Raw genomic sequence first — 13,649 nt, 5'->3', positions numbered from 1 at the left:
CATGCTCCTCGCCCAGCAGGGCGCAGCCACCGTCTCCACCGGTGAGGCCGTGTCCTTCTGGATCCTGGGCCCGCTCGCCCTCGCGGGCGCGCTGGGCATGATCTTCGCCCGCAACGCGGTGCACTCCGCGCTGTTCCTGGTGATGACGATGCTCAGCCTCGGCTGCATCTACATGGTCCAGCAGGCGCCGTTCCTGGGCTTCGTGCAGATCATCGTCTACACCGGCGCGATCATGATGCTGTTCCTGTTCGTGCTGATGCTCGTCGGCCGCGACGCCTCGGACTCGGTGGTCGAGGTGCTGCGCGGTCAGCGGCTGTGGGCAGGCATCCTCGGGGTCGGCCTCGCGGTGCTGCTGACCGGCGCGGTGGCCCGCTCGCTGACCGACGTCACCGACCAGGGCCTCGCCGCCGACACCGCCAACGGCGGTCGCGGCAACGTGGCCAACATCGGGCAGCTCATCTTCTCGGACTACCTGTTCCCGTTCGAGCTGACCTCGGCGCTGCTGATCACCGCCGCCGTCGGCGCGATGATCCTCGGCTACGTCAACCGCGAGCAGCGCGGTCGCAGGACGCAGAAGGAACTGGTCGAGGCCCGCTTCCGCGGCGAGCACGACCGGCCGTCCCCGCTGCCCGGCCCCGGTGTGTTCGCCACCGCCAACTCGGTGGCCACCCCGGCCCTGCTGCCCGACGGCTCGGTCGCCCCGGAGTCGCTGTCGCGGCTCATCGAGTCCACCACCGCGGACAAGCTCGCCGCCGAGCGCGAGTCCGTCGCGGGCACCGGCCCGGCCGTCGGGACCCGCGCGCTCGCCCCCGGCAAGGAGGAGTCGCAATGACGCCGACGTACTACCTGCTGCTGTCCGCGCTGCTGTTCACGATCGGCGCCGTCGGCGTGCTGGTGCGGCGCAACGCCATCGTCGTGTTCATGTGCATCGAGCTGATGCTCAACGCGGTGAACCTGTCGCTGGTGACCTTCGCCCGGCTCAACGGCGACCTGCACGGGCAGGTCATGGGGTTCTTCGTGATGGTCGTCGCGGCCGCCGAGGTCGTGGTCGGCCTGGCGATCATCCTGTCGATCTTCCGCACCCGCCGGACCGCGTCGGTCGACGACTCGAACCTGCTGAAGTACTAAGGGGAACTCGGTGACCGGAACGTTCAACCTGGCGCTGGACACCCAGCCCGCGGCCGGGGCGGCGAGCGCGGCCTGGCTGCTGCTGGTCCTGCCCGCCCTCGGCGCCGCCGTCCTGCTGATCGGCGGCAGGCGCACCAACAAGTGGGGCCACCTGCTCGGCAGCGGGATGGTCATCGCGGCCTTCGCCTACGCGGTGGTGCTGTTCTTCGACACGACCTCGCTCGCGGCCGAGGACCGGCTGCGCGACCTGCACCTGTTCGACTGGATCTCGGTCAACCAGCTCTCGGTCGACTTCGGCCTGCGGCTGGACCCGCTGTCCATCACGTTCGTGCTGCTGATCACCGGCGTGGGCTCGCTGATCCACATCTACTCGATCGGCTACATGAACCACGAGCTGGAGGACCGGCGCCGGTTCTTCGCCTACCTGAACCTGTTCATCGCGGCCATGCTCCTGCTGGTCCTGGGCAACAGCTTCGTGACGCTCTACTTCGGCTGGGAGGGCGTCGGTCTCGCCTCCTACCTGCTCATCGGCTGGTACCAGGGCAAGGACTTCGCGGCCACGGCGGCGAAGAAGGCGTTCCTGATGAACCGCGTCGGTGACGTCGGCCTGGCGCTGGCGATCTTCCTGATGTTCAAGACCATGGGTTCCACCCAGTACGACGTGGTCTTCAGCGAGATCGGGAACCAGTCCACCGGCACCATCGTGGCGATCGGCCTGCTGCTGCTCCTCGGCGCCTGCGGCAAGTCCGGCCAGTTCCCGCTCCAGGCGTGGCTGCCGGACGCCATGGCCGGTCCGACCCCGGTGTCCGCGCTGATCCACGCCGCGACCATGGTGACCGCGGGCGTGTACCTCATCGCCCGCTCGTCGCCGCTGTACTCGCTGCCGCAGGCAGAGGACGCGCGACTGGTCGTGATGATCATCGGTGCGATCACGCTGCTGCTCGGTTGCATCATCGGCTGCGCCTACGACGACTTCAAGAAGGTCCTGGCGTACTCCACGGTCAGCCAGATCGGCTACATGATCCTGGCCGTGGGCCTCGGCCCGGCCGGGTACGCCTTCGGCATCCTGCACCTGCTCACGCACGGCTTCTTCAAGGCCGGGCTGTTCCTCGGCGCCGGGTCGGTCATGCACGCCATGAACGACGAGGGCGACATCCGGCGGATGGGCGGGCTCTGGAAGAAGATGCCCATCACGTTCGCCACCTGGACCCTGGGCTACCTGGCGCTGATCGGCTTCCCGTTCCTGTCCGGCTACTTCTCCAAGGACGAGATCATCAACGCCGCGCTCGGCCAGGGCGGCACCCGGGGCTGGGTCTTCGGCGGCATCGCGCTGCTGGGCGCGGCCCTGACCGCGTTCTACATGACCCGGCTGCTCATCCTGGTCTGGCTGGGCAAGCCGCGCTGGGAGAACCTGACCAGCCCGGCCACCCCGGACCCGGAGAGCCCCGAGGCCCCGGTCGGCAAGCCGTACCACCCGCACGAGTCGCCCAGCACGATGACCATCCCGATGATCATCCTGGCGTTCGGCTCGGTGGCCGGTGGCGCGATCCTGTCCTCGATGCTCCCCGAGTGGCTGACCCCGGCCATCGGTGAGGTCGAGGAGACCCACGGCGCGCTGTCGCACACGATGGTCGGCATCCTCACCGTCGTGCTCGCCGCGATCGGCGCGGGCCTGGCGTTCCTGCTCTTCGGCAGGCGCGAGACCGCGGTCGAGCGGCCGAAGCGGGTGTCGTTCCCGGTCCGCGCCGCCCGCGCCGACCTGTTCGGCAACCACCTCAACGAGGCGCTGTTCGCCCGTCCCGGCACCTGGCTCACCCGGGCCCTGGTGTACGTGGACAACCGCGGCGTGGACGGTCTGGTCAACGGCATCGCGGCGGGCCTCGGCGGCAGTTCCGGCCGCCTGCGCCGCACCCAGACCGGGTTCGTCCGGTCCTACGCGCTGTCCATGCTCGGAGGGTCGATCCTGGTGATCGCCGCACTGCTGATGGTGAGGTTCGCATGACGTCGGCGACCAATTCCTGGGTGCTGGCAGCGCTGCTGCTGCTCCCGCTGGTCGGCGCGGGGGTGGTCACCGCGCTGCGGGCCGACGCCCGCACGGCCAAGCTGACCGCGCTGGGCTTCTCGCTGGCCGAGTTCGCCCTGGCCATCGTGTCCTGGGTGCTGTTCGACACCGGCGGCGCCCGCATCCAGCAGTCGTTCTCCTTCGACTGGATCCCGGCGTTCGGGGTGCACGTCTCCTTCGGCGTCGACGGCATCGCGCTGGTGATGATCGCCGTCATCGGCCTGCTGGTCCCGCTGGTGATCGGCGCGGGCTGGTCGGAGAAGCTGCCGGAGGGCCGCACCGCGGGCGGGTTCTTCGCGCTGATCCTGCTGGAGCAGGCGCTGACCGTCGGCGTGTTCGCCGCGACCGACGTGTTCCTGTTCTACGTGCTGTTCGAGGTCATGCTGATCCCGATGTACTTCCTGATCGGCTCCTACGGGGGCGCGCGCAGGCAGTACGCGGCGGTCAAGTTCTTCCTGTACTCGTTCCTCGGCGGCCTGATCATGCTGGCCTCGGTCATCGCGCTCTACGTGATGTCCGCCGACGAGCTGGGCTCGGGCACCTTCGACTGGGCCACCCTGGTCCGCACGGTCAGCGACGCGCCGCTGTCGACGCAGATCTGGCTGTTCCTCGGCTTCTTCGTCGCCTTCGCCATCAAGGCGCCGCTGGTCCCGCTGCACACCTGGCTGCCCGACGCCACCGCGGAGGCGCCGATCGGCGTCGCCGTGCTGCTCGTCGGCATCCTGGACAAGGTCGGCACCTTCGGGTTCCTGCGCTACCTGCTTCCGCTGTTCCCGGCGGCCAGCGCGGAACTCGCCCCGCTGGTGCTGGTGCTCGCGGTGGCCGGGGTCGTCTACGGCTCGCTGCTCGCGGTGGGCCAGTCGGACATGAAGCGGTTCGTGGCCTACGTGTCGATCGCCCACTTCGGGTTCATCGCGTTGGGCATCTTCTCGTTCAGCTCGCAGGCCATGACCGGCTCGGTGACCTACATGGTCAACCACAGCATCGCCACCGGGATGCTCATCCTGGTGATCGGCATGGTCATCGCCCGCGGCGGCTCGTCGCGCATCGCCGACTACGGCGGCATGGCGAAGCTGACCCCGCTGCTGGCCGGGATGCTGCTCATCGCCGGGCTCAGCTCGCTGTCGCTGCCCGGCACGAACTCGTTCATCTCCGAGTTCCTCGTGCTCATCGGCTCCTTCCCGAAGGCGCCGGTCTACACGATCATCGCCACCGTCGGCATGGTCTTCGCCGCGCTCTACGTGCTCTGGCTCTACCAGCGGATCATGCAGGGGCCGCTGCGCGGCGCCGCGCTGGTCGGGGTCGAGCCGGGTGAGCCGGTCTCCGGGGGCAGCAGCGCCGGTGGCGCCCTCGCCACCGCCACCCAGACCGAGACCAAGAAGATCCTCGACCTGACCGGCCGCGAGAAGTGGGTCCTCGCCCCGCTGCTCGTGCTGATCGTCGGCCTGGGTCTGTTCCCCAAGCCCGTGCTCGCCACCGTGGCGCCCACCGTGGACGCCACGATGTGCGCGGCGGGCCAGGCCGACCCGGTCCAGTCCGCAGAGAGGCAGTCGCAGTGTCCGTGATGTCCTCGGTCCTGTTCCTCGCACAGGTCCAGCCGGTGCCGTCCCCGGCACCGGCCAAGATCGACCCGCCCGCGCTGGGCGCGGTGTGGCCGATCCTGATCGTGCTGGCCGCGGCCTGCGTCGGCGTGCTGTTCGAGGCGTTCCTGCCCCGCCACCAGCGCTGGCCCGCCCAGGTCGCCCTGTCCCTGCTGGCGCTCGCCGGATCGGGGGTCGCCCTGGCGACCTACCTGTCCGACGCGCCCGAGGCGGGCGAGATGGCCATGTTCAACACCCTCGCGGTCGACCGGCCCGCGCTGTTCCTCTGGGGCACGCTGCTGGCGCTGTCGGTGGGGGCGGTGCTGCTCATCGCCGACCGCTCGGTCGAGCCGGGCGGCGCGTTCGTGGCCACCGCGGCCATCCGGCCGGGCACCGTGCAGGACCGGGCGCAGGTCACCGCGACCGGGATGCAGACCGAGGTCTTCCCGCTGACGCTGTTCGCGCTCGGCGGCATGATGATCTTCTGCGCGGCCAACGACCTGCTCACCATGTTCATCGCCCTGGAAGTGCTGTCGCTGCCGCTGTACCTGATGTGCGGCCTGGCCCGGCGCCGTCGGCTGCTGTCGCAGGAGGCGGCGGTCAAGTACTTCCTGCTCGGCGCGTTCGCCTCGGCGTTCTTCCTCTACGGCGTCGCCCTGCTCTACGGCTACGCGGGCTCGGTGCGCCTGGCCGACATCTCCGCCGCCGCGGCGGGTGCGGGCCGCTCCGACACGCTGCTGTTCGCGGGCATGGGCCTGCTGGTCGTCGGCCTGCTGTTCAAGGCGTCGGTCGGCCCGTTCCACACCTGGACCCCGGACGTCTACCAGGGCGCCCCGACCCCGGTCACCGCGTTCATGGCCGCCTGCACCAAGGTCGCCGCGTTCGGCGGCATCCTGCGGGTGCTCCAGGTCGCGTTCGAGTCGACGCAGTGGGAGTGGCGCGGGGTGCTGTGGGGCGTGGCGATCGCGTCCATGGTCATCGGCGCGGTCCTCGGCCTCACCCAGACCGACGTGAAGCGGATGATCGCCTACTCCTCGGTGGCGCACGCCGGGTTCCTGCTCATCGGCGCCATCGCGCTGACCGACCGGGGCCTGTCCGGCACGCTGTTCTACCTGCTCACCTACGGCTTCACCACGCTGGCGGCGTTCGGCGTGATCAGCCTGGTGCGCGACTCCTCCGGCGAGGCCACGCACCTGTCGCAGTGGGCGGGCCTGGCGAAGCGGTCGCCGCTGGTGGCCGGGGTGTTCACCTTCCTGCTGCTCGCCCTGGCGGGCATCCCGCTGACCAGTGGGTTCGTCGGCAAGTTCGTGGTGTTCGAGGCCGCGATCGACGACGGCATGGCCCCGCTGGTGGTGGTCGCGCTGGTCGCCTCCGCGGTCGCGGCGTTCTTCTACCTGCGGGTCATCGTGCTGATGTACTTCAGCGAGCCCGCCGCGGACGGCCCGACCGTCACCGTGCCGGGCGCGTTCACCACCGCCGCGATCACCCTCGGCGTGCTGGTCACCCTGCTGCTGGGCATCCTGCCCTCGTTCGCCCTCGACTGGGCGGCGGGTGGGGCGTTCGCCATCAGGTAAAGAAGCGATCGCGTGGAGGGGTCGGGCACGGACTGTGCCCGGCCCCTCACGCGTTCGTGGACACCCTGTGGGGTCGGCCACGTTGTCAGTGGTCCGGAGCCCGGAGCGTGCAGTGAGGGTTCACTCGCCAAGTACGCTCGTTTCCGCGACAGCCCACCCGATCAGGAGCGCCCAAGCAGTGACTGCCACCGAGAACTCCGCCCAGCCGGACCTGCCCGCGTCCCTCGGGCTCGACTCGGCTGACCCGGCGCTGGTCGCCCGCGTCGTCGCGGACCTCGGCCGGGTCGAGGACCTGCTGCGCGCGGTTGTGCACAGCGACGTCGACTTCGTCGACCAGGCGGCGCTGCACCTGGTCAAGGCCGGTGGCAAGCGCTTCCGCCCGCTGTTCACCCTGCTGGCCGCCGAGGTCAACGAGGGCGCCACCGACGCCGTGGTCGCCGCCGCGGCCGCCGTCGAGCTGGTCCACCTCGCCACGCTCTACCACGACGACGTGATGGACGAGGCCACCATGCGCCGCGGCGACGAGAGCGCCAACGCCCGCTGGGACAACTCCATCGCCATCCTCACCGGCGACTTCCTCTTCGCGCACGCCTCGATGCTGGTCGCCGACCTGGGCCCGGTGGCCACCCGGGTGATCGCCGAGACCATGCGCGAGCTGGTGACCGGGCAGATGCGCGAGACCGTCGGCCCGCGCGACGACGACCCGATCGAGCACTACCTGTCGGTGATCGGGCAGAAGACCGGGTCGCTCATCGCCACCTCCGGCCGCTACGGCGGCATGTTCTCCGGGGCCACCGCGGCGCAGACCGAGGCGCTGTACCGCTTCGGCGAGGTCATCGGCGCCGCGTTCCAGATCTCCGACGACGTCATCGACATCGCCTCGCCCGCCGCCGAGTCCGGCAAGACCCCGGGCACCGACCTGCGCGAGGGCGTCCGCACGCTGCCGATGCTCTACGCCCTCGCCGACGACGCCGACCCGCGGCTGTCGGAGCTGCTCGCCGGACCGGTCCACGACGACGCCGAGGTGGAGGAGGCGCTCGAACTGCTGCGCCGCTCCTCGGGCCTGGAGCGCGCCCGCAAGACCCTCGACAGCTACGCCGACCGGGCGCACGCGGAACTGGCCGCCCTGCCCGCCTGCGACGCCCGCGACGCCCTGGAACTGCTCACACGCTACGTGGTCGAGCGCACGCGCTGAGCCACCTGGCGTGTCGCGGATTGTGACATCGCGGCGAAAACCCCGGTCGAACACGTCCTGCTCACCCGCTCGCAGTAGCCTTCCCTACGCTTGGGCAACCGTTTCACCCGCGTCAACCCCATGGCGCGGCCGGGGAGGGAGACGTCGGCGATGCCGTTCTTCGGGCAGGTGTGGGTCTGGAGCCTCGCCGGTTTCCTGGTCGGTGCCCTGCTGTGCTGGCTGCTGATCGCCAACCCGGCCCGCAAGCGGGTCGTGGTGCTGGAGCGCAGGCTGGCCGAGGACCGCCGGGTCGAGCCGGTGCGCGGCACCGAGCAGCTCCCCGCGCCCACCCCCGAGCGCACCGCCGTGGTCTCCGGCTACGCCGACGAGCACGACGAGTACGACCGCCGCGGCGACAGCGACGTCCGCACCCTCCACGACGCCCCCGCCCACGGCGCCGACCGCGACCCCGACGACCGCCACCCCGACGACCGCCACGACGGGTACGGCGGCGCCGCGGACCCGGACCGCGCCGACGACGACCACGGCGACGACCTCCGCGACCACCACGGCGACGACCTCCGCGACCACCGCGACGACGACCTCCGCGGCGACCGCGGGGACGACTTCCACGACGACCACGCCCCCGGCGACCTGTTCGTGCCCACCGAGGCCGCCGCGGAGACCACCCGGTACATCCCGCCCGCCCCCGGGGACCACGACGACCGCGACACCGACAGCGGTGCCACCCGCGGCGACCTGGCCCACTTCGGCGACCTGGGCGACCTCGCCGCCCACGCCCGCGGGGACGACTTCGCCGACGACCGCGACGGCTGGTACGCGGGCCGCGACACCGACGGCGAGCACCTCGTCGACGACCTGCCCGGCCGCTCGCGCGACCTCGACGCCGAGCGCGCCGACGACGACCGCATCGACCTCGTCGACGACGGCGAGGACCACGGCACGATCTTCACCCAGCACACCGAGCGCATCCCCGCCGCGCTGATCCGCTCCCTCGACGACAGCACCCCCGACCCCGACGCCGTACCCCGCCACGGCACCGACCAGGACGACCCCGACCACCGCGCCGACCAGGACACCGCCGACCGGGACCACCCCGGCGACCCGGACCGCGACCACGGCGACCACCACGTCGAGCACGAGCAGGCCGACCTCGACCACGGGGACCGCGTCGAGCACGGGGACCAGGCTGAGCACGACCGCGTCGCCCCCGTCCACGCCGACGACCTCGACGGCCACCGCGCCGACCAGGACGACCGCGCCGACCAGCCCCATGCCGACCAGGTCCCGCACGCAGGCCAGGACCACCGCGGCACTCGCGGCCGCCGCGCCCGCCGCGACGAGCACGACGAGCACGACGCGGTCCTCGCCGACGACGACGCCCTGGTCGACGACCTCGCCGACGACGTGGACCAGGACCTCGACGAGGTGCTGCCCGCCGAGAGCCGCCCCCGGCACGCCCCCGGGTCGCTCTCCGGCGCGCTGCCCGAGCTGACCCCGTTCGGCAGGCCGGTCGAGGAACCCGCCGCCGAGACCAGCGTCGTCCCGAGGATCGCCGACGAGCGCCCGGCCGAGCCGGAGCCCGCCGCCGCGGAGACCAGCTTCGTGCCCCGGGTGACCGACGAGCCCCGGTCCCGCCCCGAGCCCGAGCCCACCCCGGAGCCCGCCGCCCAGGAGCCCGAGGTCCCCGCGGGCATCACCCCCGCCTACACCCCGGCCGGGCCGCAGCGCCCCGGCGACCCGCTGCCCAAGCGCGTCCCCTCCCGGCCGCGCACCCGCGTCCCGTTCGGCGGCACCGGTGCCGCGGGTGCCCCGGCGCCGCTGCCGGAGCGCCAGAAGGTCCCCGCCGCCGCGATGGGCACGCCCATCCCGTTCGGCGTGGAGACCACCAGCAACGGCGGCCGGGAGCGGTCCCTGTTCGAACCGATCGTCCCGGTCGACGAGGCCCCGGCGGCCAAGGCCGAGGCGGCCCCGGCGCACGCCCAGCAGCGCAGGCGCGGTGCCCGCACGCTCCAGCAGACCGCGGGCGGCGTCGACCCGTTCGTGCCGCCCGGCCCGTTCGGCCCCGGCTCGGCGATGCCGCTGCCCGGTGGCCGCCCGCCGTCGGGCGAGTACACGATCAAGGCCAGCGTGACCGCGCTGCGCTACTGCTCCCCGGAGTCGCCGAAGTTCGACCGGACCGTCGCCGAGGTGTGGTTCCGCTCGGTCGACGACGCCGAACGGGTCGGGTTCCGCCCGCTCCCGTGAGGCGACTGGCATCCGCCGCGCTCGGGTGGTAGCAAGTTCCAGGGCGCGCGGACGGGCCGCGCCACCCGATGGCGAGGAGGCCAACCCCGTGCGGCGACCGCTCCTGTTGTCTGCCCTGCTGCTCCTGGCGGCGGTCCTGGTCGCCTGGAACCGCAACGCCAGGCGCGCCGCCGCGGCCCCGGTCACCGCCCCCGCCGGTCCGCCCCCGGCCGAGCCCGCCGCGGCAGCCCAGGCCCGCGACGCCGAGCCGCACGACGCCGAGCCCCGGAGCGCCAGGCCCCAGGACGTCGAGCCCCGGAACGCGCAAGCCCCGGACGTCGAGATCCCGGTGAGCCAGGGCGCCCAGGTCGACGACGCCTGGTACGACGACACCCCCACCGGCGCGTTCCCGGTGCAGCGCCACCCGGACACCGAGGTCACCCGCGTCTCCGGCAACCTCGACGACGTCCTGTAGGACCCCCGAGCACGACTGAGGCCCCCACCGCCGGTGGGGGCCTCAGTCGCGTTGTGGGGCGGTCAGTCGCCGACGACCGTCCAGGTGTCCCTGCCGCGCAGCAGGGACTGGAGGTCGGCCTTCCTGGTCTCCTTGGCGTGGGCGACCTGGGCGCGCGCCGAGTCGTCGTAGGTCGGCCGCGACACCGAGCGGAACACGCCGGTGACGGTGTGGCTCAGGTCCTGGGCGGACAGCCGCGACAGCGCGAACGCGTACGACGGGTCGTCGGTGTGCGCGTCGTGCACCACCAGCGCGTCCTCGCCGACGTCGGCGACCCTGGCCACCTCCAGCGAGCCGAACCCGGCCCGCACCACGCCGAACTCGCCGTCGGCGCCGAACCGGATCGGCTTGCCGTGCTCCAGCGGGACCAGCCGCTGCTCGGCCTCGCCCGGCTCCTTGAGGACGTCGAACGCGCCGTCGTTGAAGATCGGGCAGTTCTGGTAGATCTCCACCAGCGCCGTGCCCCGGTGCTCGGCGGCCTGCCGCAGCACCTCGGTCAGCCCCTTGCGGTCGCTGTCGAGCGCGCGGCCGACGAAGGTCGCCTCGGCGCCCAGGGCCAGCGAGACCGGGTTGAACGGGTGGTCCAGCGAGCCCATCGGCGTCGACTTGGTGACCTTGCCGGTCTCCGAGGTGGGCGAGTACTGGCCCTTGGTGAGCCCGTAGATCCGGTTGTTGAACAGCAGGATCTTGAGGTTCACGTTGCGCCGCAGCGTGTGGATCAGGTGGTTGCCGCCGATGGACAGCGCGTCGCCGTCACCGGTGACGACCCACACCGACAGGTCCTCGCGCGCGGTGGCCAGGCCGGTGGCGATGGCGGTGGCGCGGCCGTGGATGGAGTGCATCCCGTAGGTGTTCATGTAGTACGGGAACCGCGACGAGCACCCGATGCCGGACACGAACACGATGTTCTCGCGCTTGAGGCCGAGCGAGGGCAGGAACGACTGCACCGCGTTGAGCACGACGTAGTCACCGCAGCCCGGGCACCAGCGCACTTCCTGGTCGGACTTGTAGTCCTTGGCCTTCTGCGGCTCGTCGGTGGTCGGCACCCCCGCGAGACCACCGATGGTCGGCAGGCCCAGTTCAGTGGCAGTCATCGTGCTTCCTCACAATCCACAAGAGAAAGGACGCTCCGCATTTCACTCGCAAGCTCGTTCATGCTGTAGCAATCTGTGAGAGAAGGGACACTCCGCATTTCACTCGCAAGCTCGTTCATGCGTCGACACCCTTCACGACCCCGGTCAACACGTCCTGCAATTCCTCGGCCATGAACGGCAGGCCCGCCACCTTGGTGTGGCTGATGACGTCGACGAGGTACTTGCCGCGCAGCAGGAGCGCGAGCTGGCCCAGGTTCATCTCCGGCACCACGACCTTGTCGTAGGACTTGAGCACCTCGCCCAGGTTCTTCGGGAACGGGTTGAGGTTGCGCAGGTGCGCCTGGGCGATGGCGTGCCCCTGCTTGCGCACCCGGCGGCAGGCGGCGCCGATCGGGCCGTAGGACGAGCCCCAGCCCAGCACCAGCACCCGCGCCTTGCCGGACGGGTCGTCGACCCGCAGGTCGGGCACCTCGATGCCGTCGATCTTGGCCTGGCGGATGCGGGTCATCCGGTCGTGGTTGTCCGGGTCGTAGGAGATGTTGCCGGTGCCGTCGGCCTTCTCCAGCCCGCCGATGCGGTGCTGCAGACCGGCGGTGCCGGGGATCGCCCACGCCCGCGCCAGCGTCTCCGGGTCGCGCAGGTACGGCCAGAACTCGCCGGACCCGTCCGGGGCATTGGGCTCGGTGGCGAACTCGACGCCCAGGTCGGCCAGGTCGCCGACCTCGGGGACCAGCCACGGCTCGGAGCCGTTGGCGATCGCGCCGTCGGACAGCAGCATCACCGGCGTCCGGTACTTGAGCGCGATGTGCGTGGCCTCCACGGCCGCGGCGAAGCAGTCGGCGGGCGACTGCGGCGCCACGATCGGCACCGGGGACTCGCCGTTGCGGCCGAACATGGCCTGCAGCAGGTCGGCCTGCTCGGTCTTGGTGGGCAGGCCGGTGGACGGGCCGCCGCGCTGCACGTCGATCACCAGCAGCGGCAGCTCGGTCATCACCCCGAGGCCGATCGCCTCGGACTTGAGCGCCACGCCGGGGCCCGAGGTCGAGGTCACGCCCAGCGCGCCGCCGTAGCTGGCGCCCAGGGCCGCGCAGATGCCCGCGATCTCGTCCTCGGCCTGGAAGGTGGTGATGCCGAACTGCTTGTGCTTGGACAGCTCGTGCAGGATGTCCGAGGCCGGGGTGATCGGGTAGGTGCCCAGCAGCACCGGCAGCCCGGACTGCTGCGAGGCGGCCACGATGCCGTAGGCCAGCGCGGTGTTGCCGGTGATCTGCCGGTAGGTGCCGGGGCTCAGCTTCGCCGGGGCCACCTGGTAGGTGGTGGCGAAGGACTCGGTGGTCTCGCCGTAGTAGTAGCCCGCGCGGAAGGCCAGCACGTTCGCCTCGGCGATGTCGGGCTTCTTGGCGAACTTCTCCCGCAGGAACTGCTCGGTGCCCTCGGTCGGCCGGTGGTACATCCACGACAGCAGGCCCAGCGCGAACATGTTCTTGCAGCGCTCGGCGTCCTTCTTGCCGAGGCCGGTCTCGGCGAGCGCGCCCTGGGTGATGGTCGCCATGGCGACCTGGTGCACCTGGTAGGCGGCCAGCGAGTCGTCCTCGAGCGGGTTGGCGTCGTAGCCGACCTTGGTGAGGTTGCGCTTGACGAACTCGTCGGTGTTGACGATCAGCGTGCCGCCCGCGGGCAGGTCGGCGATGTTGGCCTTGAGCGCCGCCGGGTTCATCGCCACCAGCACGTCGGGGCGGTCGCCGGGGGTCAGGATGTCGTAGTCGGCGAAGTGCACCTGGAAGCTGGAGACACCGGGGATGGTGCCCTGCGGGGCGCGGATCTCGGCCGGGAAGTTGGGCATCGTCGACAGGTCGTTGCCGAACGCCGCCGCCTCGGAGGTGAACCGGTCGCCGGTGAGCTGCATGCCGTCACCGGAGTCACCGGCGAACCGGATGACGACCCGGTCCAGTTTGGTGATCCCGGCCCCGCGTGCGCTCCCGGCCACGTCGCCGTCCAAGCCTGTGCTCATGAGCTGCCGATCCCTCTCTCCTGACAGCGGTCCGTCCGCGGGTCAGGCCGCCCGTACCCGGCTTCCCGGCGGGCCGTGCACCGCCCGAGGCTAGTCTCCGGCCGAGCGCTGACCGCCGACGTACCGGCAGCAGGTCGGCTGTTCGCCGCCTTTGTCCACGGTAGGCACCCGGTGGGCCGAGGCCCGCTGGGTGCGGTGTAGATCACAACGAGTCCACTCCCACGCCGAACGGCGATGGGATATGGGCGTACCGATTAGTGTAACC

Annotated in this window: 10 protein-coding genes; 8 read left to right on the top strand and 2 right to left on the bottom strand. The window is 71.5% G+C overall.

From position 1 onward, the window contains the following. Window position 1 precedes the first annotated feature (1 nt). The 8 genes from L6E12_RS06380 (at window position 2) to L6E12_RS06345 (ending at window position 10,240) form a co-directional block, all read left to right on the top strand. On the top strand, window positions 2–832 hold the full coding sequence (locus L6E12_RS06380) for an NADH-quinone oxidoreductase subunit J (protein ID WP_236226962.1): 831 nt from the start codon (window positions 2–4) through the stop codon (window positions 830–832). Continuing rightward, window positions 829–1,128, top strand: a complete 300-nt coding sequence (gene nuoK, locus L6E12_RS06375; RefSeq protein ID WP_236226943.1) for an NADH-quinone oxidoreductase subunit NuoK — start codon at window positions 829–831, stop codon at window positions 1,126–1,128. Before L6E12_RS06380 ends, nuoK begins: the two co-directional genes overlap by 4 nt. 10 nt (window positions 1,129–1,138) lie before the next feature. Then, the gene (nuoL, locus tag L6E12_RS06370) at window positions 1,139–3,130 is read left to right on the top strand and encodes an NADH-quinone oxidoreductase subunit L (protein WP_236226942.1); all 1,992 of its coding nucleotides are present in this window, start codon (window positions 1,139–1,141) and stop codon (window positions 3,128–3,130) included. Continuing rightward, window positions 3,127–4,755 (top strand): NADH-quinone oxidoreductase subunit M, encoded by a 1,629-nt coding sequence (locus tag L6E12_RS06365; protein WP_236226941.1) that lies wholly within the window; start codon window positions 3,127–3,129, stop codon window positions 4,753–4,755. Before nuoL ends, L6E12_RS06365 begins: the two co-directional genes overlap by 4 nt. After that, the gene (nuoN, locus tag L6E12_RS06360; RefSeq protein ID WP_236226940.1) at window positions 4,755–6,344 is read left to right on the top strand and encodes an NADH-quinone oxidoreductase subunit NuoN; all 1,590 of its coding nucleotides are present in this window, start codon (window positions 4,755–4,757) and stop codon (window positions 6,342–6,344) included. Before L6E12_RS06365 ends, nuoN begins: the two co-directional genes overlap by 1 nt. A 178-nt stretch (window positions 6,345–6,522) precedes the next feature. Beyond that, complete coding sequence (locus L6E12_RS06355; RefSeq protein ID WP_236226939.1) at window positions 6,523–7,539, top strand: polyprenyl synthetase family protein; 1,017 nt, start codon at window positions 6,523–6,525, stop codon at window positions 7,537–7,539. A gap of 90 nt (window positions 7,540–7,629) precedes the next feature. Next, on the top strand, window positions 7,630–9,786 hold the full coding sequence (locus L6E12_RS06350; RefSeq protein ID WP_236226938.1) for a hypothetical protein: 2,157 nt from the start codon (window positions 7,630–7,632) through the stop codon (window positions 9,784–9,786). An 88-nt stretch (window positions 9,787–9,874) separates the two neighbouring features. Further along, window positions 9,875–10,240, top strand: a complete 366-nt coding sequence (locus L6E12_RS06345; RefSeq protein WP_236226937.1) for a hypothetical protein — start codon at window positions 9,875–9,877, stop codon at window positions 10,238–10,240. 62 nt (window positions 10,241–10,302) lie between these two features. Here L6E12_RS06345 and L6E12_RS06340 read toward each other — a convergent pair whose 3' ends face one another. After that, on the bottom strand, window positions 10,303–11,373 hold the full coding sequence (locus tag L6E12_RS06340; protein ID WP_236226936.1) for a 2-oxoacid:ferredoxin oxidoreductase subunit beta: 1,071 nt from the start codon (window positions 11,371–11,373) through the stop codon (window positions 10,303–10,305). Between the two features lie 115 nt (window positions 11,374–11,488). Beyond that, entirely contained in the window at window positions 11,489–13,384 is a 1,896-nt protein-coding gene (locus tag L6E12_RS06335; RefSeq protein WP_236226935.1) for a 2-oxoacid:acceptor oxidoreductase subunit alpha, read from the bottom strand. Between the last annotated feature and the right edge of the window lie 265 nt (window positions 13,385–13,649).

Source organism: Actinokineospora sp. PR83, assembly GCF_021056305.1.
Classification (GTDB): domain Bacteria; phylum Actinomycetota; class Actinomycetes; order Mycobacteriales; family Pseudonocardiaceae; genus Actinokineospora; species Actinokineospora spheciospongiae.
The sequence above is the reverse complement of the archived record's forward strand: the minus strand, read 5'-3'. Positions and strand labels throughout refer to the sequence as shown.

What these genes read in the sequence shown, in the direction of transcription:
- L6E12_RS06380 (WP_236226962.1), top strand. Translation starts at nt 2, where the DNA reads ATGCTCCTCGCCCAGCAGGGCGCAGCCACCGTCTCCACCGGTGAGGCC.
- nuoK (WP_236226943.1), top strand. Translation starts at nt 829, where the DNA reads ATGACGCCGACGTACTACCTGCTGCTGTCCGCGCTGCTGTTCACGATC.
- L6E12_RS06340 (WP_236226936.1), bottom strand. Translation starts at nt 11,373, where the DNA reads ATGACTGCCACTGAACTGGGCCTGCCGACCATCGGTGGTCTCGCGGGG.
- L6E12_RS06335 (WP_236226935.1), bottom strand. Translation starts at nt 13,384, where the DNA reads ATGAGCACAGGCTTGGACGGCGACGTGGCCGGGAGCGCACGCGGGGCC.
- L6E12_RS06365 (WP_236226941.1), top strand. Translation starts at nt 3,127, where the DNA reads ATGACGTCGGCGACCAATTCCTGGGTGCTGGCAGCGCTGCTGCTGCTC.
- nuoN (WP_236226940.1), top strand. Translation starts at nt 4,755, where the DNA reads ATGTCCTCGGTCCTGTTCCTCGCACAGGTCCAGCCGGTGCCGTCCCCG.